Origin of the sequence: Streptomyces sp. NRRL WC-3618 (genome assembly GCF_001280005.1) — a bacterium.
Taxonomy (GTDB): Bacteria; Actinomycetota; Actinomycetes; order Streptomycetales; family Streptomycetaceae; genus Streptomyces.
Map to the genome: position 1 here is coordinate 1 of NZ_LGDW01000166.1, position 22,770 is coordinate 22,770.

Here is a 22,770-nt window from a genome sequence, read left to right on the forward strand (position 1 = left end):
GGCGGGTGTGGGGGAGCGGCGGACGTGCGGGGCCGGTACGCACCTTAGTGGCTCGGACATCCGACGGCCCGTCAATCATGCCCACAGACCGAATACTTCCCATGTCACCAGGGGTACGGGAAGTTTCGTGGCGACCCGGTTCGCGGGCATGGCGAAGGCCCGCGACGCGCCCATGTCCAGGCGCGTCGCGGGCCCACGTCCCCCGTCAGCGAGTGCCGACCGCCGCGCGCACGGCCCGGCGGGCCAGCTGGCAGTCGTCGTGCAGCCGCCTCAGCAGCAACCGCTGTTCCTCACCGGACGGCGCCGCACCCGGCCCGGCCGGACCCGGTGCCGCCGGGGCCGTCTCGCGCATCGAACGCTGCACCGCCAGCTCGTACGTACGGATCTCGCGCGTCAGTACCAGCATCAGGTTCACCAGGAAGGCGTCCCGTGCCGCCGGACCCGCCGACTGCGCGAGCTGGCTGATCTGTCGCCGGGCCACCGGCGCGTCACCGAGGACCGCCCACAGCGTCGCCAGGTCGTACCCCGGCAGATACCAGCCCGCATGCTCCCAGTCCACCAGCACTGGACCGGCCGGTGAGAGGAGGATGTTGGACAGGAGTGCGTCGCCGTGGCAGAACTGGCCCATGCCCTGACGGCCCGCCGAGTGCGCGATGCCGTGCACCAGCTTCTGCAGATCGCCCATGTCCCGGTCGGTGAGCAGCCCCAGCTCGTGGTACCGGGAGATACGTGCCGCGTAGTCCAGCGGAGCGTCGAACGTGCCCGCCGGCGGACGCCAGCTGTTGAGCCGGCAGATCGCGCCGAGCGCCGCCCTGATGTCGGCACGCGGTGGCGCCTCGGTCGGGTGCCGCTGCAGGGCCGCGACCCGGCCCGGCATCCGCTCGATGACCAGGGTGCAGTTGTCCGGGTCCGCCGCGATCAACCGGGGCACCCGCACAGGCGGACGATGCCGGACGAACGAGCGGTACGCGGCTATTTCGTGCCGGATGCGTTCGGCCCACGCCGGCGAGTGGTCCAGTAAACACTTCGCGACGGCCGTGCTGCGCCCTGTCGTCCCGACCAGGAGCACGGAGCGTCCGCTGCGGCGCAGCACCTGCACCGGAGCGAACTCCGGGCAGATCCGGTGCACCGACGCGATCGCCGTGCGCAGCTGGGCGCCCTGAGGTCCGGACAGGTCGAGTCTCCCGCTGAGCGGCTGGGTGCCGATCCCCGGCAGCCGCCGGGCCCGGCCGGCACCGGCCCCCGCACCGAGGGCCGGGTTCGCCGGACGTGAGGGGTCGAGATAGGGGCCGCTGCCACCCGGGCGGGGGTGCAGCAGCCGGGGAGGGGCGGACACGGAGGACGATGCTGCGTACATGGGAGAACAGATCCCTTCGTGTGCCTGCGACGGTCATGCGCCACCCGACCCGGCCTCCCGGGTGCACCCTGGGGAGTGCACCTGCCTGTATCAGGACGGCGACCGGGTCGGGGTGGCGCTTTCCTACCTGACACCCATTGCCCAGTGGCACACCATCTGGCGCACCCTGGCGAACCCTGGCGAATAGTCGCTCAGCAACTGACAGACGGTTACTGTCAACTCAGCCGAGAACCTGGGGGCTTGACGTGAGCGGACAACCCAACACTCGTCTGACGGACCTGTTCGGCCTGGCCGGCTGGTCCAAAGGCGAACTCGCGCGGCTGGTCAACCGGCAGGCGGCGGCCATGGGCCACCCCCAGCTGGCGACCGACACCTCGCGGGTGCGGCGGTGGATCGACACGGGAGAGATCCCGCGCGATCCGGTGCCGCGCGTACTGGCTGCCCTGTTCACCGAGCGTCTCGGCCGTGTCGTGACCATCGAGGACTTAGGTCTGGTCCGGCACGGGCGTGTGGGGAAACGGCAGGGCGGCGGGAGCGTGGAGTCTCCCGACGGCGTGCCGTGGGCGCCCGAACGGACTGCCGCGGTCCTCACCGAATTCACGGGAATGGACCTCATGCTCAACCGACGCGGCTTGGTGGGCGCGGGTGTCGCGCTCACCGCAGGCTCCGCACTCAGCAGTGCCATGCACGACTGGCTGCACACCGACCCGACTCTCTCCGCCGACGCACCCGTCCTCGACGACCCCCTGCACGCCGATCCCACCGGTTTCGACCGGTACGAGGCCGCCCCCATCGGGTGGCAGGAGATCGAAGACCTGGAAACCGCGGTCGAGGTGTTCCGGAAGTGGGACGCCGCTCGCGGCGGCGGACTCCAGCGCAAGGCGGTGGTGGGTCAGCTCAACGAGGTGGGCGGCATGCTCGCCTACCGGCACCCCGAACCCATCCAGCGGCGCCTGTGGGGCGTCGCCGCCAACCTCGCCGTCCTGGCGGGCTGGATGTCGCACGACGTCGGCCTGGAACCCACGGCCCAGAAGTACTTCGTCATCGCGGCCCACGCGGCCCGAGAGGGCGGCGACCGGCCGCGCGCCGGGGAGGCGCTCTCCCGGGCGGCCCGTCAGATGGTGCACCTGGGCCGGCCCGACGACGCGCTCGACCTCATGAAGCTCGCCAACTCCGGCTCGGGCGAGGAGACCCTGCCCCGTACCCAGGCGATGCTGCACACCGTCGAGGCCTGGGCGCAGGCGTCGATGGGGCGCGGCCAGGCGATGCGCCGCACCCTGGGGCAGGCGGAGGACCTCTTCGTCTCCGACAAGGGTGATGTGCCGCCGCCGAGCTGGATGCAGATGTTCAAGGCGGAGGACCTGTACGGCATGCAGGCCCTGGCCTACCGCACCCTGGCCGAGCACGAGCCGGCCGCGGCCGTGCACGCCCAGTACTACGCGCAGAAGGCCCTGGAACTGAGGGTCGACGGCCGGGAGCGGTCGAAGATCTTCGACTTCCTGTCCATGGCCTCCGCCTGCTTCATCGCCGACGACCCCGAACAGGCGGCCGGGTACGCGCGGTTGGCCCTGGTGTCGATGGGCGCGAACTCGTCCCGTCGCACCTGGGACCGGCTGCGCGAGATGTACCGGCTCACCGCCCAGTACTCCAGCTACCCGAAGATCAACGAACTCCGCGAGGAGATCAAGCTGTCCCTGCCGAAGCAGACGAAAGGGAGGGGCGGCAACACCACGCGGGTATAGGCCACTTCGGGTACAGGCACGTGCGGCGCCCTGCCTGGTAGCGCCTTGCCTTGGCGTTACCGCGCCACCCTGGCGATCAGTACGCAGGCGTCGTCCTCGCGCTCGGTCTCACCGAACTCCTCCACCACCGCCCGTACACATTCCTGCGCGGTCCGGGCCTCGCCGAAGCGCGGGGCCAGTTCGAGCAGGCGGTGCGCGGCCGTGGTGCCTTCCCGGAGTCCGGGCACCAGTCCTTCGGTGTGCAGGAGGAGGACGTCACCGGGTTCGAGGGTCTCCTCGGCCTGCCCGTAGACGGCGCCGGAGGTCGCGCCGAGCAGCACGCCGTCCGGTGGGTTCAGCACGCGTCCCGTCCCGTCGCGGAACAGCAGCGGGGCGGGATGTCCTGCCTGGGCCCAGGTGAGGGTGCGGGTCTCGGGCCGGTAGCGGCAGCAGACCGCGCCTGCCAGGGCCGGCTGGACGGAGGCGTCGAGTAACTGGTTGAGCCAGGCCATGAGTTGCCCGGGTTGCGTGCCCGCCACGGCCATGCCGCGCAGCGCGCCCAGCAGCATCGCCATGCCCGACGTCACGGTCACGCCGTGTCCGGTGAGGTCGCCGACGCTCAACAGCGTGTCGCCGTCGGACAGTTCGAGGGCGTCGAACCAGTCGCCGCCGATCAGCGCGCTCGTCGACGAAGGGAGGTAGTGGGCGGCCAGGTCCAGGGCCTCGGCTCCCTGGTGCGGAAGTCGCAGGGAGCCACGCCACGGCGGCAGTACGGCTTCCTGCAGCTCGACCGCCAGTCGGCGCTCGGACTGCGCGTGGTGCCGGTGGCGCTGCAGTGAGTCCTGGGTCTCGCTCACCGTCCGCTGGCTGCGGCGCAGTTCGCTGACGTCCCGCAGCACGGCCCACATGGAGGCGGTGCCGCCGTCGGCGTCGAGCACGGGCTCGCCCATCATGTGCACGGTGCGTACGTCGCCGTCGGGCCGCAGGACGCGGAACTCGCCGTCGATGGGCTTGGCGTCGATCAGGCAGTCCGTGACCATCGTGGTGAGCCTCGGCCGGTCCTCGTCGAGGACCAGGGAGGGCAGCTCGTCGAGTGTGAGCGGGTCCCCGGCGGGGTCCCGGCCGAGGATCTCGTACAGCTCACCGGACCAACTGGCCTTGTCCGTAAGGAGATTCCACTCCGCGCTGCCTACCCGGCTGAGCAGTGAGCCGTCCCGGGGAGCGGTCGGCACGGTGCGGTCGGCGGGAGCCTCGGGCAGGGGCTCTGGTCCGTCCCGCAACTGCGCCAAGTGGCCGTCGAGTGCGCTTAGTTGATGGAGCGCCAGGTCGTACAGTGCGCGCTGCCAGCGTTCCTGCGGGTCCGATCCGTCGGCCGGCGCGTCCCGGCGCACGGCGTCGACGTCGCCTTTGAGCTGTCGGGCCTGCGTGATGAGCGCGTCGACCGAGCCGCGCGCGGGCGGCTGGGCGGCTGGGTGATCCGCGGAGAGATGGGGCGGCATGACGCACTCCGATGAAGGGACGGTACGACCAAGGCTGACGGAAGGACCGGTTACGACTGTGGCACAGCCCGCGAGGCCCTGTAAGGGATTTGGCAACACACGATGCGGTGGTGCTTCTGGTATATGCCACTGTCTTCTCGGCCGGTTTTCCTGATGCGAAAACGGTACGCGTTCGGGGTATCAAGTCGTAGGCGGGGTACGCGACTTGGTGGACCGATGGGACTGAGTGGCAACTCATTCAGGCGCGTGTTCGAAGGCCTTTTGTGCGATGCGTGGCATTGCGCTGCCGGGCGCATCGTCAGGTTGCCCCCGAATCGCCCAACGGTCCGAGATCCCGACGGAAAACCGCGCGCGTTAGTGATGCAGCTCACATTAAAAGCTGCGGATTCCGCGTAATCGGAGCGGCCATTTCGGGGTCGTAACACCACGTCGGCACAACGCGTCGACATCACCATCGTCGGCCCGAACCGAAGCGGAGACTGCCATGGATGTCACCCTCGAACAGCCCGCGCGCGCACGTCTGATCACCTCGGAGGAGCAGGAGCTCCCCGTCCGCGCCACGCTCCGCTACGTCTCGACCGACCCGCTGGCCGTGCACATCGACTTCCCGGCGGAGGTCGCCCTCGACGGCGAGAGCGTGAGCTGGACCTTCGCCCGGAGTCTGCTGGACGAGGGCATTCGACAGGCCGCCGGGGGCGGCGACGTGCACATCTGGCCCTGCGGGCCCGCGCGCACGGTCCTGGAACTCCACTCGCCGCACGGCCTGGCCCTGCTCCAGTTCGACACACCGGCCCTGAGGCGCTTCCTGCTCCGCACGTTCGCCGTCGTGGCGGCCGGGAAGGAGGATCTCGGCGACGCGGTGGACCGCGGCCTGTCCGCCCTCCTCGGCGCCCCGTCGGCGGGCAGCGAGGGCAGGGAGCAGTGAGGCCGGCAGCACCCGGCGACGACGGGAGGAGGCCGCTTCGGGCGCCAGGCATGTCAGGCATCCGCAGTGGCCGGGGCGCGCGGCGTCAGTCGGCGTCGTCCGCGCCGCAGGAACTGCCGTCGGCCGGGAGCGAGCCGTACAGCAGGAACGCGTCGACCGTCCGGTGGACGCACTTCGAGGACGAGTACCCGGTGTGGCCCTCGCCCTTGTTGTCCAGGACGACAGCCGACGAGCCCAGCCGCTCGGCCGTCTCCGTGGCCCAGCGGTACGGCGTGGCCGGGTCGCCCCGCGTGCCCACCAGAAGCATCTTCGGCGCGTCGAGGTCCCGCACCCCGGTGCGGATGAATTCCGTGCCCTTGGGGCGGCCGTAGCAGGTCAGGACCTCGGTGAGACGGTAGCGGCCGAACACCGGGGACGCCTTCTCGTACGTGGCGCGCAGGGCGGTGAGATCCTTGGTGATCCGGGCCGCGGTGGGCCGGTCGGGGTCGTCCGCGCAGTTGATCGCCATCAGAGCGGCCGGAAGGTTGTCCAGGGGGACGTCGACCTCGTCGACGAGCCCGCCGTCGGAGTCCGGAGAGGGATTGCGCCGAAGCGGGTTCTGGCGCGGGAGGGCGGGGACGACGGCGCCTCCGCCGCCGAACCCCAGGGCCTCCTCCACATCACCGGCCGCCACCGCGGCGAGGGCTCGTTCCAGCGTCGGCCACATCTCTTTGCTGTAGAGCCCTTGGCCAATGGCGCCCACGAGGTCCTGGCCGGAGAAGCTGTCACCGTGGTCGGTCGGCAGCGGGTCCCTGTCGAGCGAGCCGACCAGTTCGACGACCCGTTCGCGGGCGATGCGCGCGTCCTGTCCGAACGGGCAGGCGATGTCCGTCACGCACCAGGTGAGGAAGGCCTCCAGGGCGGTCTGCTGCCCGACGGCGCCCGCGAGACCCTGTTCGGCGAGCGACTCGGTGAGGGTGTCGACGCCGTCGAGGACGAACCGGCCCACCTTTTGGGGGAATTGGGCCGCGTACACCGCTCCGAGCCGGGTGCCGTACGAGAATCCGAGGTAGTTGAGCTTCTTGTCGCCGAGGGCCTGACGCATCACGTCGAGGTCGCGGGAGGCGTCGACGGTGCCGATGTGGCGCAGGACGGGCCCGGAGTGCCGTACGCAGGCCCGGGCTATCCCGCGCAGCCGCTCGAGGACGGCACGCGGATCGCCCGTGACCTCGCTGCCGGTCGGCTCGGTGTCCGTGTCCTCGCCGCAGCTGACGGGGGAGGACCTGCCGACGCCGCGCGGGTCGAAGGTGACGACGTCGTAGCCGTTGGTCAGGTCCATGAAGTTCTTGCCGTCATAGGCGAGTTGACTGACCCCCGCGCCACCGGGGCCGCCGAAGTTGAGCACCACGGAACCCCGGGACCTGCCGGTCGCCCGGTAGCGGGCCATCGCCAGGTCGAGCGTGCCGCCGCCGGGCTTCGCGTAGTCGAGGGGGACGGTGACCTTGCCGCACTGGAGGTCGTCCGTGGGCAGGTCGTCCATCGCCGTCTCGGCGGCGCAGGCCGACCACTTGATCTTCTGGTGGTAGAAACGGGACAGGCCGGGCTGGTCTTGTGCCGTGGCCACCGTCGGCACACCCGTTCCCAGCAGGGCGAGGGTCGCGGCCGAGGCGAGCGCCCGGCGCGAATACGCGGACCGCATGATGCCTCCAGGGGCGGACCCGGCTGTGGACCGGGACGGCGCCCTCGAACACGATAGGCGGGCTCACAGCGCCTCGCCTCCCGGCGGCCGGAAACCATGCGCGGGCCGCCTCGGACGGTCGCGGCCCCTTCCGGATCCATGGTCGGATGGGCCCGAATCCCCCACACCCCCCACTGAACGGAACGGAGACCCTCCATGACCTCTTCCGCCGGCCCGCTCTCCGCGACTCCCGGAGATCTCGTCGTCACCCGGGCCACACCCGAGGACTGGACGGTGGTCACCGGCTGGGCGGCCGACGAGGGCTGGAACCCGGGACTGTCGGACAGCGCCGGGTTCTTCGCCCAGGACCCCGAGGGGTTCTTCGTCGGCAGGGTGGGCGGGGAACCGGTCTCGGCGATCTCGGTCGTCAACTACGGGGACGCGTACGCCTTTCTGGGCTTCTATCTCGTCCGTCCCGATGTGCGCGGGCGCGGCTACGGGATCACCACCTGGAAGACCGCGCTGGCCCACGCCGGCACCCGTACCGTCGGCCTCGACGGCGTGGTGGCCCAGCAGGACAACTACCGCCGCTCCGGCTTCGGACCCGCGCACCGCACCGTCCGGTTCACCGGAACCGCCCCCGCCGCCGCAGCCCCGGCGCGCGTACGTCCCCTGCGGCCGGAGGATCTGGCGGCGATCACGGTGTACGACGCCGGCTGCACCCCCGCCGACCGGCCCCGTTTCCTGGAGTACTGGCTGACGGGCCCCGGCCATCGGGCCTTCGTGCGCGAAGCCGGAGCCGACGGCTCGGCGCACCGGGCCGTCACCGGCTACGGAGTCGTGCGCCCCGGCCGGGACGCGTCCCGCATCGGCCCGCTGTTCGCCGACACCGCCGACGACGCCCGGGCGCTGTTCGCCGCGCTGACGGAGGCGGCGGGGGCGGAGGTCGCGATCGACGTCCCCGAGACGAACACGGCTGCCGTCGCGATGGTGGAGGAGGCCGGCTTCGCGCCGTCCTTCGAGACGGCACGCATGTACACGGGCCCGGTGCGGGAGTTCGCGCGGGAGCGCGTCTTCGGACTGACCACGCTCGAACTCGGGTAGCGGCGAACGCCAGCAGGGATCAGCGCTGTTGGGGCACCTCGGTGTCGAACCGGCGGTGCAGGTCGCGTACTTGTTCAGCCAGTTCCGGCACCGGTCCCTCGACGGATACGCCGGGTGCGACCTCGTTGACCGGCAGGGTCCGTACCGGGGGCGTGGGCACGCCCAACTCGTCCCTCCGCCGGCACCGCGCCGTCCTCGCCCACCAGCACGGAACCGGACGGCTCGTCGCTGGTCGACAGGGCCTCGGCGGCCAGTTCCACGCGAAGGCGCAGGCAGGGCAGCTCGTCGCTCTTCGCCATGACTGACCGGGCCTCATCGAGGTGCAATGACGCTTCGCATGTGCGAATGTCTTGAACGTGACGTATCAGGGATGCGAATACCGTTGCGCTTGCCCGGTCGGGGTGCTGGAGTAACGGCATGGATCATGTTGGGGTGCTCGCACTTTACGACCGGGACATGCGCGAAGGGGCGCAGCCCGACGGGCCGGGCGCCCGGATCGAACGTGTGGGGGGCGTGGTACGCCAGGTCGCGGACGCCCAGGGGTGGAACGGGGTCGTCTGGTCCGACCTCGACGAGGCGGGGGCCGACGAGGCGATCGCCGAGCAGATCCGCCACTACAGCGCCCTCGGACGTAAGTTCGAGTGGAAGCTCTACGGTCACGACCTCCCCGTCGACCTCGGGCAACGACTGCGCGCGGCGGGGTTCACGCCCGAACCCGAGGAGACGCTGATGATCGGCGAGGTCGCCAATCTGACCTTCGAGACCGAGCCGCCGGAGGGCATCCGCCTCGTCCCGGTGACCGACCGGACCGGCGTCGAGCTCGTGGCGGACGTGCACGAGAAGGCGTTCGGCACCGACAGCTCCCGGATGCGGCACCAACTGCTGGCCCGGCTCACCGACGACCCGCACACGATCACGGCCGTCGTGGCGCTGGCCGGCGACGAGCCGGTGAGCGCCGCCCGCATGGAACTCGTACCCGGCACCCGGTTCGCTGGGCTGTGGGGCGGCGGCACCGTCGAGGCCTGGCGCGGAAAGGGCATCTACCGCGCTCTGGTCGCCCACCGCGCCCGCGACGCGGTGAAGCGCGGCTACCGCTACCTCCAGGTCGACGCCTCCCATCAGAGCAGGCCCATCCTGGAACGCCTCGGCTTCGAACCGCTCACCACGACGACGCCGTACATCTACCAACCCTGAACTGCGGCGGTCCGTCCTCACCCACGACGGCCGGAGTGCCGGGCGCCCTCCGCGTCACAGTCCGAGCTGGTACTCCACCGCCCGATGTGTGGGGACGTACCCCAGCTCGTCGTTGATGCCGAGCATCGGCGCGTTGCTGCTCGCGGTGTCGGTGAGCAGCCCGGTGAGTCCGGCGTGGCGTTCGCGGGCGCGGCGGATCGACTCGGCCTTCATCCAGCGGCCGAGGCCGTGTCCGCGGTGTTCGGGGAGCACGGCCGTGCCGTAGTGCTGTGCGTCGCCCCGGCCGTCGCCCGGCACCACCAGCTCGGAGAAGCCGACAACCGAACCGTCCGTCATGTCCAGGGCGGCCACGGTGTACAGCAGGTCGCCGCGCCCCGCGACCGCCGCGGCCGCCGCCAGGACTCGGTCGACGTCCCACACCACCGTGCCGAAGTCGGTGTCCTCCATAGGCATGTCGTCCATGGCGCGCCGCGAGTCGGCGTAGGAGCGCGCCAGACCGGGCGGCACGGCCCCCTCCCAGGCTGTCAACCGGTAGCCGGGATGCGGGAGTTCGGCGAGCCGGGTGATCTCCGCGAGGTCCGCTTCGGCCAGCACCAGCCGGGCGTACGTCAGTGCCAGCACCCGGCGAAAACCCCGCTTCGCCAGGAAGCGGTCGCCGGGGGAGTCCTCCGCCGCCTGCGCCACGACCGACCGCCGTCCGTCACTGCGGGCCGCGGCGACGGCGGCCTCCAGGAGCCGGGTGCCGACCCCCTGCCGGCGCTCCGCGTGATGGACACAGACCTCCAGCTCGGCGAGATGCTCCTGCCCCTCCCTGGTGAACAGGCGCAGGAAGGCGGAACCGAGCGGCATACCGTCCGAACCGGCGGCCAGCCAGGCGAGACGGCGGCTCGACGCGCCAGGTTCGGGATCGGTCAGTGCGGTGATGCGCGGGCGCAAGGGGACTCCGTGACGGTGGGAGAGCCGCACCGGACGGTACGGCGGCCGCGTCGCGCCGGAACGACGGCGCGGGCGGTGAACCGCCGAAGCTAACTTCGGTGACCCACCGCCCGCAACGGAAATTCGATGTCCCGGAGGCCTGTCAAGCGTGCTGACCCAGGCCTCGGATGCTCACCGGCGCCTGCTGTGCGTGCGTCGCGGTGCCTTTGCCCGGTCCAGCATGGCCACACCGACGGCGGCGAGCCCGATCTGGATGAGCCACTCGACCCAGTCGATGCCGTCCGTGTCGGCCACGTCGAGCCCGGCGGCGATCGCCGAACCGATGAGCGCGGCCACGATGCCGACGGCGATCGTCCAGAGGATGCCGATGCGCTGGCGCCCCGGGACGACGAGCCGGCCCAGTATGCCGATGACGGTGCCGATGATGATGGCACCGATAATGCTCGAGATCGTCATTTCCGCCCCTCTTGCCGGTGTTTGCCTATGTCCTCCTTGTGCCCGCTGTGGCCCGGGACAGTCCGCCGCACCCAGGAGTGGGTCCGGTCCCCTCCAAGGACCGGACCGCTTCCCTCTGCATCCGGCTACATCCGGTGATTTGCTCGCGCTGTCGCGCCCGCGCTGACCAGCCCCAGGAGCAGGGCCAGGGCGCCGATGATGATGTTGTTCAGCACGACACCCACGTCAGGGCTGTCGCCGACGATCCACGGCGAGACGATCATCCAGACGCCCATCGCGCACAGGGCTCCGCTGAGGCCGTACATGCGTTCCGGAGTGTTGGTGAACCCGAGGGCCAGCACGCCGATCGCGATGCCCATGATCAGATTGTGCGTCACGAGCGGAGGCTGGCTTGTCGTGTAGTGGAGGATCCAGGGGGATGCCGCGCAGTACAGACCGACGAGGAACACCGGTCCGTCCACGAGCGCCACATCGCGACCGCCGAGCATACGGGCGTACCGTGCCCGCATCTCGGATACATCAGGGTGGCTGTGTATGTCACCGCTGGTGTGCGAGACATTGGCCATGACTCGTCTCCTTCGGCTGTGCAGGCCTGACCGCGTCTGATGCGGTCTGCGGTTTATGCCGCTCACCTATAGTGTGCTCTTATTTTTCCCTTATGTGCAGTCCGGTGATGCCGGGTGATCGGCTCGGCACGGTGCGTTCCGGCGGCCGGGTCGTCGTCACTCTCCGGGCCGGTACCAGGGGTCCGGGATGCGAGATCGCGCGGGTATTCCTTGACTGTCGTCTTCGGCGGCTGTCACGATCGACGACATGAAGATGCGACTGGACCTCACGCGGCGACGACACGTCGACCTCGCGCGCGTCTCCAGTGCCTCCTGTCGCCCCGCGGCCTGATCCCCGTCCTGATCCGCCGCGCACCGCACATTTGCGTAACTGCCTGAGCCTGCCCCGGAGTTCACTCCGGACGGGACTCGGCGTGCCCGAGAACGCATTCCGCGACACGAGTTCCGCATGCCCGCGGAACGTGTCGCCGTGGTCCGTGGTGGTCAGCGCCTGACGTCCGTCCCGTTCGCCGACCGGCGTTCTGGACCTCCCGCGCACCCGGGGCGCCCGCCGAGCACAGCGGCCGGCCCCCGGAAAGCTTCAGAAGGAAGTTCCCATGGCCACCGTCCTGTCCGTCTCCGGCAGTCCCTCCGTCTCCTCCCGCACCGGAAAGCTCCTGCGTCACCTGGACGCCCGTCTGGCCGCCCAGGGGCACGAGGTGATCCCGCTCGACGTACGCACCATCCCCGCCGAGGCCCTCCTCGGGGCCGACTTCAGGCATCCGGCGATCGTCGAGGCCATCGAACTGTTCGCGCGCGCCGACGGTGTCGTGGTGGGCACCCCGGTCTACAAGGCGTCCTACTCCGGTGTCCTCAAGGCGCTCCTCGACCTGCTCCCGCAGTACGCGCTCGCCGGCAAGACCGTGCTGCCGCTCGCCACGGGCGGCAGCACCGCGCACGTCCTGGCCATCGACTACGCGCTGCGCCCGGTCCTCACCTCCATGGGCGCCGCGCACATCGTCCAGGGCTGGTTCACCCTCGACACGGACATCACCGCGCACGAGGACGGCACCGTCTCCGTCGCCCCGGCCACCGCCGAGGCGCTCACCCAGGTCCTCGGCCAGTTCTCGGCGGCGCTCGGTCGCCCGCCGCTCCTCGCCGTAGCGGTCTGACCCGCAGCGCCCCACAACGCCCCTCAACTCGCGCAACTCGCGCAACTCGAACCGGCATTGGAGCGACGCCCGCCCCCGCCGGGCTGCCTTCCCGATCGGAGCTCTTCCGTGTCCCTCACCTTCCACTGGTTCCTCCCCACCAACGGCGACAGCCGCGATGTCGTCGGCGGCGGCCACGGCACCCCCGCGACCGCCTTCGGGCAGAACCGGCCGCCGACGGTCGCCTATCTGAGCCAGATCGCCCGCGCCGCCGAGGATTTGGGCTTCGTCGGCGCGCTCACCCCCACCGGCGCCTGGTGCGAGGACGCCTGGCTGACCACCGCCATGGTCAGCCAGCACACCGAGCGCCTGAAGTTCCTGGTCGCCTTCCGCCCCGGATCCGTCTCCCCGACCCTCGCCGCGCAGATGGCGTCCACCTTCCAGCGCCAGAGCGGCGGACGGCTCCTCCTCAATGTCGTCACGGGCGGTGAGAGCCACGAACAGAAGGCCTACGGCGACTTCCTCGACAAGGACGCCCGGTACCGTCGTACGGGCGAATTCCTCCAAATCGTACGGGAGTTGTGGGAGGGCAAGACGGTCGACCTGACCGGCGAGCATCTCCGGGTCGAGGACGCCCAGTTGGCCCGAGTGCCCGATCCGGTGCCCGAGGTGTACTTCGGGGGCTCCTCGCCCATCGCCGGCGAGATCGCCGCCCGGCACGCCGACGTCTACCTCACATGGGGTGAACCACCGGCCCAGGTCGCCGAGAAGATCGCCTGGGTCAGGGGACTGGCCGCCAAGCAGGGGCGCACCCTGCGGTTCGGCATCCGGCTGCACGTCATCACCCGAGACACGGCCGAGGCGGCCTGGGCGGAGGCGGACCGGATCCTCGCCGGCTTCGACCCGGCGACCGTACGGGACATCCAGGCGGGGCTCGCCCGCAGCGAGTCGGAAGGGCAGCGCCGGATGCTCGCCCTGCACGGCGGCGGTAACCGGGACGGGCTGGAGATCCATCCCAACCTGTGGGCCGGCATCGGTCTGGTGCGCGGCGGTGCGGGGACCGCCTTCGTGGGCAGCCACGACGAGGTCGCCGACCGTATCGCCGAGTACCACGCCCTGGGCATCGACGAGTTCGTCCTCTCCGGGTATCCGCACCTGGAGGAGGCGTACTGGTTCGGCGAGGGGGTGTTGCCTCGGCTGGCGGCGCGGGGGGTGTGGCGGCATCCGCTCGCCGGGGCGGGTGCGGCGCAGGCCGCGCAGGTGCCTTTTGGCGGGTAGGCGGTTCTTTGCCTGCCGGTCCGGTGGGGGCTTGTCGCGCAGCCCCCCGCGCCCCTGGAAGGTGCGCTGTCGCGCCCTTCCAGGGGCGCGGTGGCTGGGGCCCTGACGCGTGGATCATCTCGGCGTCGGCGGGGCCTGGTCGGCCAGTGAGGTGAGGTGTGCCTCGCGTACGTCCGACGTCTGGCCCTGCACCAGCAGGAACAGGCCCTCGCGCGCCAGCCGTTGGGCCGGGCTGTTCAGGTCCAGTGACCGGCCGCCCCCGGCGACGATCGCCGCCGTCGTCGCCGTACGCATCAGGTCGTACGCCCGGGTCTTCAGCGCCAGCCGGTCCGCCAGGTGCTCCTGTGGCTGACGGTGGTCCGTGAGGGCGTACGCGGTGCGGCGCACGGAGTCGAGTCGGGTGCGCAGTGAGCGCGCGGTCGGCGCGGCGTCCGGGTGGGCGGCGAGGAGGTCGAGGGCCGCGTACGCCACCCCGAACACGGCCGGGTTCGTGTTGGCGGCCCGGGCCCGGTCGGCCAGGGCGAACTTCTCCCGCGGGGTACGCAGTACGACCGACTCCTCCGGCAGCCGCAGGCCGTTCAGCTCCAGGGACACCGTACGGGCGGCCGTCAGCGCCGCCAGCCGCATGGGCGGCGAGGCCCGCAGTCCCGGCTGCTCGCGGGCGTCGGCGAAGGCGAACACCACCTCGTCCGTGTCGGACAGTCCCGCGAGCAGCATGACGTCGTTCAGCCCCCAGCCCGTGTACCAGGGCACCGTCCCGTCGAAGCGCCAGCCGCCGCGCTCGTATGTGGCCCCCACCGGGACGCGAGGAAAGGAACGTACGTGCGCGTAGGCGATCCCGGACAGCAGCGCGCCCGTCGACAGTGGGCCCAACAGGCGCTCCCGTACCGGGAACTGGGACTCTGCCAGGAGTTTCACCGGGGTGTGGTGCTGGGTCTGGACGAACCAGGTCGAGCAGCAGGCCCCGGCGAGGATCTCGGCGACCTCCCGGGCCACGGACGCGGGCGCGCCCGCACCCCCGTACTCCCTCGGCGCGCTCACTCCGAGCAGCCCCGACCGCTTGACGGCCTCGATGCTGGTCGCGGGCACGCCCTCCTGGTCGACCCGGCCGGCCTGCGGGGCAAGGACGTCGGCGGCGAGCCGACGGGCGACGGTGACGAGCGGATGCGGGGGGATGACGGTCATGAACAGGATTGTCCCGGTGCCACGGTGCGTTGCGCCTCCGCGAAACTGCTCCCTTCGTGTAGGAGAGGGTCAGAGCCGTGATGCCCAGGAGGACGCGATGAAGTACTACCTGCTCAGCGCGATGAAGCCGGTCGGCGAACCGTCCGTGCCCGCGACCATGGTGGAGATCAACCGCAGACTGAGCGTCTTCCACGACGAGTTGCGCGAGGCGGGGGCCTGGGTCTTCGCGGGCGGACTCCACCGCCCCGACGCGGCGACCGTGGTGCGGCCCCTGGGCGACGAGGTCGAGATCATCGAGGGGCCCTACGCCGAGCACAAGGAGTTCCTCGGCGGGATCTGCCTCCTCATGGCATCCGACCTCGACTCCGCGCTGGAGTGGGGGCGCAAGGCGGCACTGGCGACGACCCTGCCGGTCGAGGTCCGCCCCTTCCTGGGCGAGGTGGACGACTGAGGGGGGACTGTCATATCCATGTATGGGGAATATATTTTGCCGCGTGAAAGGTTGACATACGTGTCGGGTACGTCGAGCCGGCCTTCCGCGCCCGAGACCACCGCACCAGAGCACCGTGAGCGAGGCACCGTGAACCACCCCACGCCCCCCAGGCAGCCCGCCGACATCGTGACGCGCCTGCGCGCCACCTTCCGTACGGGACGCACCAAGCCCGTCGAGTGGCGCAAGGCCCAGCTCGGCCGTCTGCGCGAACTGCTCACGGAGCACGGCAAGGACCTGGCCGCCGCCCTCCACGCGGACCTCGGCAAGAGCTCGACCGAATCGTTCCGCACGGAGATCGACTTCACGGTCCGGGAGATCGACCACACCCTCGACCACCTCGACGGCTGGCTGCGCCCCGAGCCCGCGCCGGTCCCCGAGCGCCTCGGCGCCGACGCCGCCGCCTGGACGCAGTACGACCCACTGGGCGTCGTCCTCGTCATCGCGCCCTGGAACTACCCGCTCCAGCTTCTGCTGACCCCGGTCGTCGGCGCGCTGGCCGCCGGCAACGCGGTCGTGGTCAAGCCGAGCGAACTGGCCCCCGCCACCTCCGAGATCGTGGCCCGGCTGCTGCCGCAGTACCTGGACCCCGACGCGGTCGCCGTCGTCGAGGGCGGCGTCCCGGAGACCACGGCCCTGCTGGCCGAGCGCTTCGACCACATCTTCTACACCGGCAACGGCACCGTCGGCCGGATCGTGATGCGCGCCGCCGCCGAGCACCTCACCCCGGTCGCCCTCGAACTCGGCGGCAAGTCCCCGGCGTTCGTCGACACCGGCGTCGATGCGGACGTCGTCGCCGACCGGCTGGTGCGGGGCAAGTTCCTCAACGCCGGCCAGACCTGTGTCGCCCCCGACTACGTCCTGACCGACCCGGAGACCGCCGTCGCGCTGGAGCCCGCGCTCGCCAAGGCCGTCGAGAACCTGTTCGGCGCGGACCCGGCCACCTCCACCGAGTACGGCCGTATCGTCAACGAGCGCCACTTCGACCGCCTCGGCGGCCTGCTCGACTCGGGCCGGATCGTCACCGGCGGCGTCACGGACCGGACGACGAAGTACATCGCACCGACTGTCCTCGCCGACGTCGACCCCGCCTCGCCCGTGATGCGGGAGGAGATCTTCGGCCCGATCCTGCCGATCGTCACGGTGGCCGGACTGGACGACGCGATCGGCTTCATCAACGACCGCGACAAACCGCTCGCGCTGTACGTGTTCACCGAGTCCGGCACGACCCGCGAGCGGATCGCCGCCGAGACGTCCTCCGGCGCGGTCGGCTACGGACTGCCGCTCGCCCATCTCACCGTCTCCGACCTGCCGTTCGGAGGCGTCGGGGAAAGCGGGATGGGCAGCTATCACGGCCGCTACTCGATCGAGACGTTCAGCCACCGCAAGGCGGTACTGGCGAAGCCACTGGGCTGACGTCCTGTCGGCCGGAGCACCGACTGATCGCCCCGGTTGCCGAGAATCTCGTTCTCGGCAACCGGGGCGATCAGTGTCAGAAGTGCATGGTTGTTGACGTCTTCGGCCTGTCCCCTCAAGGTGCTCTCGAAGCGGCAGCGGCGGAGCCCGATCCGCCGAACGGCAGCAGGGGAGAGCGAGTTGACGAACGCGGAGGCAGTCGCGGTACTCGCCGTCAGAGTGGTCCTGGGCGTCATCATGATCGCGCACGGGCTCAACCACTGGCGGGGCGGCGGAAAGATCGAGGGCACGGCACGCTGGTTCGGCGGGCTCGGGCTGCGGTACGGGACGCTGCAGGCGTGGATGAGTGTGGTCACCGAGGTCGGCGCGGGCGCGCTGCTGGTCCTCGGCCTGTTCACGCCACTGGCCTGCGCGGCGGTCGTCTCGGTGATGCTGGTCGCGGGGCTCCTCGCTCACCGGCCCAACGGGTTCTTCGTGTTCAAGGACGGCTACGAGTACGTCCTGATGCTGGCCGCCGTCTCGCTGGCGCTCGGGGTGCTGGGGCCCGGCAAAATCTCGGTGGACCACGCGGCGGACATCGAGGTCACCGGCTGGGCCGGGGGCGGTATCGCGCTGGGGGTGGCCGTGGTGGCCACGGCGGGGCTGCTGGCGACGTTCTGGCGCCCCGAGCGCCCCGCCGAGCGGGCCGCGACGACGGAGGACGCGTCCGTTACGGGAGCGGCCGGGCCGGGAACCGCTGACGTCGGCTGACATCGGTCCGCAGAAGGCGCGGGACGTCATCGTCGGCTGCGACCAACTCGGCGTGTGCCGCGCCGAGTTCGGTGAGATCGGCCGCCGGTGACACCGGATGACCAGCCGTACGGTGTTCGTCACCGAGTCGTGGCCCAGCCGGTGCATCACTTCATGTGCCCTTCGTGATGTCATGCCCCTGCCGATTACGTCGTCGAGCCGCCGAGCTGATGAAGGGCCTCCGTAGATGCCAACCCCCCGCACCGCCCTGCTCACCGCAACAGCCGCACTGGCGGCGGCAGTTGCCGCCCCAGCGCCGCCCGCCCTGGCCGCCCCCGTACCGGCCGCCGGCGCCTACTACGTCCAGAGTGCCACCACCGGACTCAACGCTGCCGACGACGCCGGAGCCGTCGAACAGCACAGGCCCAAGGGCAACGAGGACCACCAGCAGTGGACGCTGCGCGCGAGCGGCGCCTCGTACCTCCTGGAAAGCACCGACACCGCGGGCTCCTGTCTCGGCCGCTCCGGTGACCAGGCCAGGACCGTCGCCTGTACGAGCGCCGACGCGCCCTGGGAGATCACCCCCTCCGGCACCGACCAGTACACCCTCAAGGCCCCGGGAACCAGCCGCTACCTGACGGTCGCCGCCAAGCCGTCCGGCGCCAACTACCCCGACCAGCTGGCCATCGGCGGCTCGGGAGGCCTGGCCTCCTGGTACCTCACCCCGGTCGCCCCCACCGTCGCCCCGATGCCGCCCGCCGACCAACGCACCCTGGACAAGGTCACGTTCCTCACCGCGCACAACGCCTACGCCAACGGTGTCGACGGCGGCTTCGCCCCGCCCTTCGTCAACCTCGTCCCCAACCAGTCGCGCGGCATCAACCAGCAACTCGCCGACGGCGTACGCGGGTTCATGCTGGACATCCACCAGACCCCCGACGGCGCGATCCTCTGCCACAACAGCTGCACCCTCGTCGGCAGCCCGGTCGCCCTCTGGGTCGACCTCCAGCGGATGGTCGACTTCCTCAGGCAGAACCCCACGCAAATAGTCACCGTGTTCCTGGAGGACTACGTCGACCCGGCCGTCCTGCGCGGCGAACTCGCCCGCGTCAGCGGCCTGTCGGACGTCCTCTACCGGCCCGACCGGACCGGCGTACGACAGAACGGCTGGCCGAAGATCGCCGATCTGGTCGCCGCCGACGACCGGCTGCTGATCTTCACCGACCACAGCCGCTCCGCCGACCAGAGCGCCGGGCTCACCCGGGACACCTTCGGTGTGATGTACCAGCGCGAATGGACCGTGGAGAACTACTGGTCCATGGGCGGCGGCCTCGGCACCTCCGACTGGTCCTGCTACAGCCGCTGGTACGGCGCCGACTCCAACACTCCGCTCACCCGGACCGAGGGTGCCTTCAAGCCCCTCTTCGTCATGAACCACTTCCGGGACGTGGCGATCGCCGGCACGGCGACGACCGACAACACCAAACTCGCCGACCGGGCCCAGCGGTTCTGCCGGCCGGCCGCCCGGAAGAAGCCCAACTTCCTTGCCGTGGACCGCTACGACCTCGGCAACCCGGCCTCGGCGGTGACCACCCTCAACACCTACGTGTATCCGTAAAGGACGCCACAAGGACACCACAAGGACGGCACAAGGAGGCCGCCGGCTCCGGTCCGGTGCGCGAGGCGCGTGCGAGACTCCCTCGATGACCTCGGAGATGATCACCGCGGACGCCGCGGGCACTTGGAAACTCGGCGATCTCACCGTCAACCGGCTCGGATTCGGAGCCATGCGGCTCACCGGCAGCGCCGCCTTCCACCTCGGTACGCCCAGCGACCGCGAACGGTCCCTGGGCGTGCTGCGGAAGGCCGTCGAACTGGGCGTCAACCACATCGACACCGCCGCCTTCTACTTCTCCGCACTGCGCTCCGCCAACGAACTGATCAACAGCGCGCTCGCGCCGTACCCGGACGATCTCGTCATCGTCACCAAGGTCGGCCCGTACCGCGAGTACTCGGGGGAGTGGGGCACCCCGGCCCGCCCCGACCAGCTACGCGGGCACGTCGAGGAGAACCTGCGCCAGCTCGGCCGCGACCACCTCGACGTGGTCAATCTGCGCCGCATGGAACAGGACTCCATAGCCGAGCACTTCGGCGCGCTAGCCGACCTGCGAGCGGCCGGTCTGATCCGCCACCTCGGCATCTCCGGCATCGAGCCGAAACACCTTGCCGAGGCACAGGCCATCGCCCCTGTGGTGTGCGTGCAGAACCGGTACGCGCTGGACCGCCCCGACCCCGAGGGCGACGAACTCCTGCGGCTGTGCGGGGAGTCGGGCATCGCCTTCGTGCCCTTCTTCGCCGTCGCGGGCGGCGGGGGAGCCCGGGGCGCCACCGACACCCACGACGACGCGGTACTCGCCGTCGCCCGCGTGCACGGCGCGAGCCCCGCCCAGGTGCGGCTCGCCTGGAGTCTGCACCAGGGGCCGCATGTCCTCGCCATCCCGGGCACGGGCAACCCGCAGCACGTCGTGGACAACGTGGCGGCGGGCGGCCTGCGGCTGACCGACGAGGAGTTGACGCGCCTCGACGCGGCGCATCGACCGTAGTTGTCGGCCGGTGAGCGCCCCTATTCCGCGGCGCCCGCTCCGGATGCGGGGCCTCGCGGCTGCCCGCCCGCAGCCACGCGTTCGCGCCCGGACGGCCCGGCAGTCCCGCTTTATGCGCGGGGAGGTCGGGAGGTCGTCAACGCCCGGTCCAGACAACTCCCCGTACGACGGCTGACACCGCCCCGGCGCCACCCACGCGCCCCTCGTACGGGACCGGCGCATCCTGGCGTACGGGACCGCGAACGGCTGGGCGGGCCCGGGGAAACTCCCCGGACCCGCCCAGCCGCGTCAGCAACCCGTGTTCGCCGCACCGGCGCTCGCCGCACCGGCGCTCGCCGCACCGGCGCTCGCCGCACCGGCGCTCGCCGCACCGGCGCTCGCCGCACCGGCGCTCACCGCACGTGCTCCTTCAGGAACGGCACCGTGCTCTCCCACGCCTGGGCCGCCGACTCGGCGTCGTACATCCTGCGGGAGTCGTTGAAGAAGGCGTGGTTGGCCGGGTAGACGCGCAGGTCCGGGGTGATACCGGACTGCCCCTTGATGGCCTCGCGCAGCGGGTCCAGGCTCTCCACCGGGATACTCGCGTCGAGTTCGCCGTAGTGACCCAGCACCTCGGCCTTGAGGCCCGAGAAGTCGGGCAGCTCGCCCATGATCACGCCGTAGAAGGGCACGGCGGCGCTGACGCGCGGATCGGCCGCGGCCTGGTAGAGCACGAAGCCGCCGCCCATGCAGAAACCGACCGAGCCCACCGTTTCCGACGTGACCTCCGGCCGCTCCAGCAGGTAGTCGACCGCGCCGGAAAGGAGCTCGACGCCCTTCGGCACCGGCAGGGCCTGCATCATGCGCATCGCCTCCTCGCTCTCGTGCGCCACGTTGCCGCCGTAGAGGTCGGGGGCAAGAGCGACGAAGCCCTCCTGGGAGAGCCGGGCGGTGACGTCCGCTATGTGGTCGGTCAGGCCCCACCACTCCTGGATGACGATGACGCCGGGTCCGCTGCCGGACGGCGGCAGGGCCAGATATCCGTGCGCGGTGCTGTCAGCGCTGGGAAATGTCACGTTCTGGTGGGAGGGCGAACCGGTCGGCTTCGGCAGCTCGGTCATGGCAGTCAACTCCAGGAAGGGCAGCGCTCGTTGGGGGTACGCCGTAGTGGGACTCCGGCGTGATTCCCACCTTGCCACGTGCGAATTCGGCCGTTGATCCCGGCCCCGGTATGCGGCGTGACAGCATCCCGCGCGCCCCGTTCCCGTCGCCGCGCAGCAGGTCCGCCCACGCGTCCGGCGCGAAGCGCGCCACCCCGTACGCCGTCAGGCCCAGCCACCACAGGGCGAACAGCCAGCCACCGACGACGTCCGAGAACCAGTGGACGCCCAGATAGACCCGGGTCAGCCCGACCAGCACACCCCAGCAGCCGACGGCGGCGGCGATCGGAAGCCGGCCGCGCGGGGCCCGTATCCAGACGGTCAGGGCGAGCAGTCCGGCGGTGACGGCCGACGTGGTGGTGTGGCCCGACGGGAACGACCAGTGGCCGGCGTCCGTGGCCCAGTGCGCGGTGTCGGGCCGGGGCCGGGACAGCAGCGCCATCACCGAGAACCGCACGGCCTGGGCGGCGACCAGACAGACCAGACCGGCGGCGGCCGCCTGGATCCGCTGCCGCGCGTTTTGGCCGAGGAGGAAACCGGCGAGGGCGAGCAGGGCGTACGGGACGAAACCCGTGCCGGTGTGGGTCACCGCGCGGGCGAGGGTGACGACGAGGTCCGGGCGGTGGGCGAGCGACCAGTCCAGCAGCTCCCGGTCGCCGAAGAGGGTGCCGCCGCCCTGTGCGACGACCGTGCCGGCGAGCACCGCCAGCAGCACGAAAGCGACCAGGCTCCCCAGCGCGGGGGAACCGGCCCTGGCGGCGACATGGTCACGGTTCACACCTGCTTGACGATCACGCCCCGTCGATCGTTCCCGCGACCCGCGGACGCGGAGAACATCACAGCTCGAAGGTGACACACCAGGCGTGTTACGTATAACCTCACCCGTCAACCGCACGTCATCCGTACGTCGGCCGAACCGCCCACCGCCCTGCCCCACCCCCCGCCGGCCGAGGAATGTGCATGAAGCTCACGAGACGCGTCGCCCTGGTCACCCTCGTCGTCGCCGACTACGACGAGGCGATCCGCTTCTACACCGACGCGCTCGGCTTCCGGCTCGCCGAGGACACCCCGCGCCCCGACGGCTCCCGCTGGGTCGTCGTCGAGCCGGGTTCCGAAGGAGCGGGCACCGGCCTGCTGCTCGCCCGGGCCAAGGACGACGATCAGCGGGCCCGGATCGGCGACCAGACCGGCGGACGGGTGGGTTTCTTCCTGCACACCGACGACTTCGCCCGCGACCACGCCCGGATGAGCGCTGCCGGCGTGACCTTCCTGGAGGAGCCGCGCCATGAGCCGTACGGCTCGGTCGCCGTCTTCCAGGACCTGTACGGCAACCGCTGGGACCTCCTCCAGCCCGCCACCGACTGACCCACAGCGCAGCTCAGCAC

22 protein-coding genes and 1 pseudogene are annotated in these 22,770 nt (G+C 71.0%); 13 read left to right on the plus strand and 10 right to left on the minus strand.

The genetic code is table 11. The features are described from left to right. Window positions 1–205: 205 nt before the first annotated feature. Entirely contained in the window at window positions 206–1,357 is a 1,152-nt protein-coding gene (locus tag ADL01_RS17445; protein WP_053742924.1) for an aminoglycoside phosphotransferase family protein, read from the minus strand. 245 nt (window positions 1,358–1,602) lie between these two features. On the opposite strand from ADL01_RS17445, the gene ADL01_RS17450 reads away from it, so the two are divergent. Beyond that, on the plus strand, window positions 1,603–3,099 hold the full coding sequence (locus tag ADL01_RS17450) for a hypothetical protein (RefSeq protein ID WP_053742925.1): 1,497 nt from the start codon (window positions 1,603–1,605) through the stop codon (window positions 3,097–3,099). 56 nt (window positions 3,100–3,155) lie between these two features. Here the strand turns inward: ADL01_RS17450 and ADL01_RS17455 are convergent, their stop codons facing one another. Further along, complete coding sequence (locus ADL01_RS17455; protein ID WP_053742926.1) at window positions 3,156–4,577, minus strand: PP2C family protein-serine/threonine phosphatase; 1,422 nt, start codon at window positions 4,575–4,577, stop codon at window positions 3,156–3,158. Between the two features lie 484 nt (window positions 4,578–5,061). Here ADL01_RS17455 and ADL01_RS17460 point away from each other — a divergent pair, with 484 nt between their 5' ends. Continuing rightward, window positions 5,062–5,502 carry an SsgA family sporulation/cell division regulator gene (locus ADL01_RS17460; RefSeq protein WP_053742927.1) on the plus strand — a complete coding sequence of 147 codons (441 nt, stop codon included), beginning with the start codon at window positions 5,062–5,064 and terminating at the stop codon, window positions 5,500–5,502. A gap of 85 nt (window positions 5,503–5,587) precedes the next feature. On the opposite strand, the gene ADL01_RS17465 is transcribed toward ADL01_RS17460, so the two are convergent. Next, the gene (locus tag ADL01_RS17465; protein ID WP_053742928.1) at window positions 5,588–7,180 is read right to left on the minus strand and encodes an alpha/beta hydrolase; all 1,593 of its coding nucleotides are present in this window, start codon (window positions 7,178–7,180) and stop codon (window positions 5,588–5,590) included. 195 nt (window positions 7,181–7,375) lie between these two features. On the opposite strand from ADL01_RS17465, the gene ADL01_RS17470 reads away from it, so the two are divergent. Further along, window positions 7,376–8,263, plus strand: a complete 888-nt coding sequence (locus ADL01_RS17470) for a GNAT family N-acetyltransferase (RefSeq protein ID WP_053742929.1) — start codon at window positions 7,376–7,378, stop codon at window positions 8,261–8,263. 19 nt (window positions 8,264–8,282) lie between these two features. Here the strand turns inward: ADL01_RS17470 and ADL01_RS42095 are convergent. Next, a pseudogene (locus ADL01_RS42095) lies at window positions 8,283–8,562 on the minus strand (hypothetical protein). Window positions 8,563–8,680: 118 nt separating this feature from the next. Here ADL01_RS42095 and ADL01_RS17475 point away from each other — a divergent pair. Beyond that, window positions 8,681–9,457 (plus strand): GNAT family N-acetyltransferase, encoded by a 777-nt coding sequence (locus ADL01_RS17475; RefSeq protein ID WP_053742930.1) that lies wholly within the window; start codon window positions 8,681–8,683, stop codon window positions 9,455–9,457. A 54-nt stretch (window positions 9,458–9,511) separates the two neighbouring features. Here the strand turns inward: ADL01_RS17475 and ADL01_RS17480 are convergent, their stop codons facing one another. From ADL01_RS17480 to ADL01_RS17490, 3 genes are all read right to left on the minus strand, one after another. After that, window positions 9,512–10,393: a GNAT family N-acetyltransferase gene (locus ADL01_RS17480; RefSeq protein WP_078960584.1), complete on the minus strand. Its 882-nt coding sequence runs from the start codon at window positions 10,391–10,393 to the stop codon at window positions 9,512–9,514. A gap of 171 nt (window positions 10,394–10,564) precedes the next feature. Continuing rightward, window positions 10,565–10,849 (minus strand): GlsB/YeaQ/YmgE family stress response membrane protein, encoded by a 285-nt coding sequence (locus ADL01_RS17485; protein ID WP_053742932.1) that lies wholly within the window; start codon window positions 10,847–10,849, stop codon window positions 10,565–10,567. A gap of 125 nt (window positions 10,850–10,974) precedes the next feature. Next, window positions 10,975–11,415: an SPW repeat protein gene (locus tag ADL01_RS17490; RefSeq protein ID WP_053742933.1), complete on the minus strand. Its 441-nt coding sequence runs from the start codon at window positions 11,413–11,415 to the stop codon at window positions 10,975–10,977. Window positions 11,416–11,668: 253 nt separating this feature from the next. Here ADL01_RS17490 and ADL01_RS47785 point away from each other — a divergent pair, with 253 nt between their 5' ends. From ADL01_RS47785 to ADL01_RS17500, 3 genes are all read left to right on the plus strand, one after another. Continuing rightward, window positions 11,669–11,746, plus strand: coding sequence for a putative leader peptide (locus tag ADL01_RS47785; RefSeq protein WP_352346049.1), 78 nt, complete (start codon window positions 11,669–11,671; stop codon window positions 11,744–11,746). A 265-nt stretch (window positions 11,747–12,011) separates the two neighbouring features. Continuing rightward, complete coding sequence (gene ssuE, locus ADL01_RS17495; protein ID WP_053742934.1) at window positions 12,012–12,566, plus strand: NADPH-dependent FMN reductase; 555 nt, start codon at window positions 12,012–12,014, stop codon at window positions 12,564–12,566. 108 nt (window positions 12,567–12,674) lie between these two features. Continuing rightward, window positions 12,675–13,823, plus strand: coding sequence for an LLM class flavin-dependent oxidoreductase (locus ADL01_RS17500; RefSeq protein ID WP_053742935.1), 1,149 nt, complete (start codon window positions 12,675–12,677; stop codon window positions 13,821–13,823). A 114-nt stretch (window positions 13,824–13,937) separates the two neighbouring features. On the opposite strand, the gene ADL01_RS17505 is transcribed toward ADL01_RS17500, so the two are convergent. Beyond that, on the minus strand, window positions 13,938–15,008 hold the full coding sequence (locus tag ADL01_RS17505; RefSeq protein WP_053742936.1) for an acyl-CoA dehydrogenase family protein: 1,071 nt from the start codon (window positions 15,006–15,008) through the stop codon (window positions 13,938–13,940). 97 nt (window positions 15,009–15,105) lie between these two features. On the opposite strand from ADL01_RS17505, the gene ADL01_RS17510 reads away from it, so the two are divergent. The 5 genes from ADL01_RS17510 to ADL01_RS17530 all read left to right on the plus strand — a co-directional run bounded on the left by ADL01_RS17510 (window position 15,106) and on the right by ADL01_RS17530 (window position 20,246). After that, on the plus strand, window positions 15,106–15,459 hold the full coding sequence (locus ADL01_RS17510; protein ID WP_053742937.1) for a YciI family protein: 354 nt from the start codon (window positions 15,106–15,108) through the stop codon (window positions 15,457–15,459). A 129-nt stretch (window positions 15,460–15,588) separates the two neighbouring features. After that, on the plus strand, window positions 15,589–16,914 hold the full coding sequence (locus tag ADL01_RS17515) for an aldehyde dehydrogenase family protein (RefSeq protein WP_053742938.1): 1,326 nt from the start codon (window positions 15,589–15,591) through the stop codon (window positions 16,912–16,914). A gap of 180 nt (window positions 16,915–17,094) precedes the next feature. Continuing rightward, window positions 17,095–17,664, plus strand: a complete 570-nt coding sequence (locus ADL01_RS17520) for a DoxX family protein (RefSeq protein WP_053742939.1) — start codon at window positions 17,095–17,097, stop codon at window positions 17,662–17,664. 226 nt (window positions 17,665–17,890) lie between these two features. Continuing rightward, window positions 17,891–19,261 (plus strand): RICIN domain-containing protein, encoded by a 1,371-nt coding sequence (locus ADL01_RS17525; RefSeq protein WP_053742940.1) that lies wholly within the window; start codon window positions 17,891–17,893, stop codon window positions 19,259–19,261. An 85-nt stretch (window positions 19,262–19,346) separates the two neighbouring features. Continuing rightward, the gene (locus ADL01_RS17530) at window positions 19,347–20,246 is read left to right on the plus strand and encodes an aldo/keto reductase (protein ID WP_053742941.1); all 900 of its coding nucleotides are present in this window, start codon (window positions 19,347–19,349) and stop codon (window positions 20,244–20,246) included. Window positions 20,247–20,638: 392 nt separating this feature from the next. Here ADL01_RS17530 and ADL01_RS17535 read toward each other — a convergent pair whose 3' ends face one another. Further along, window positions 20,639–21,346: a dienelactone hydrolase family protein gene (locus ADL01_RS17535; RefSeq protein WP_053742942.1), complete on the minus strand. Its 708-nt coding sequence runs from the start codon at window positions 21,344–21,346 to the stop codon at window positions 20,639–20,641. Beyond that, window positions 21,282–22,163: a phosphatase PAP2 family protein gene (locus ADL01_RS17540; RefSeq protein WP_053742943.1), complete on the minus strand. Its 882-nt coding sequence runs from the start codon at window positions 22,161–22,163 to the stop codon at window positions 21,282–21,284. Before ADL01_RS17540 ends, ADL01_RS17535 begins: the two co-directional genes overlap by 65 nt. A gap of 182 nt (window positions 22,164–22,345) precedes the next feature. Here ADL01_RS17540 and ADL01_RS17545 point away from each other — a divergent pair, with 182 nt between their 5' ends. Beyond that, complete coding sequence (locus ADL01_RS17545) at window positions 22,346–22,750, plus strand: VOC family protein (protein WP_053742944.1); 405 nt, start codon at window positions 22,346–22,348, stop codon at window positions 22,748–22,750. Window positions 22,751–22,770 lie beyond the last annotated feature (20 nt).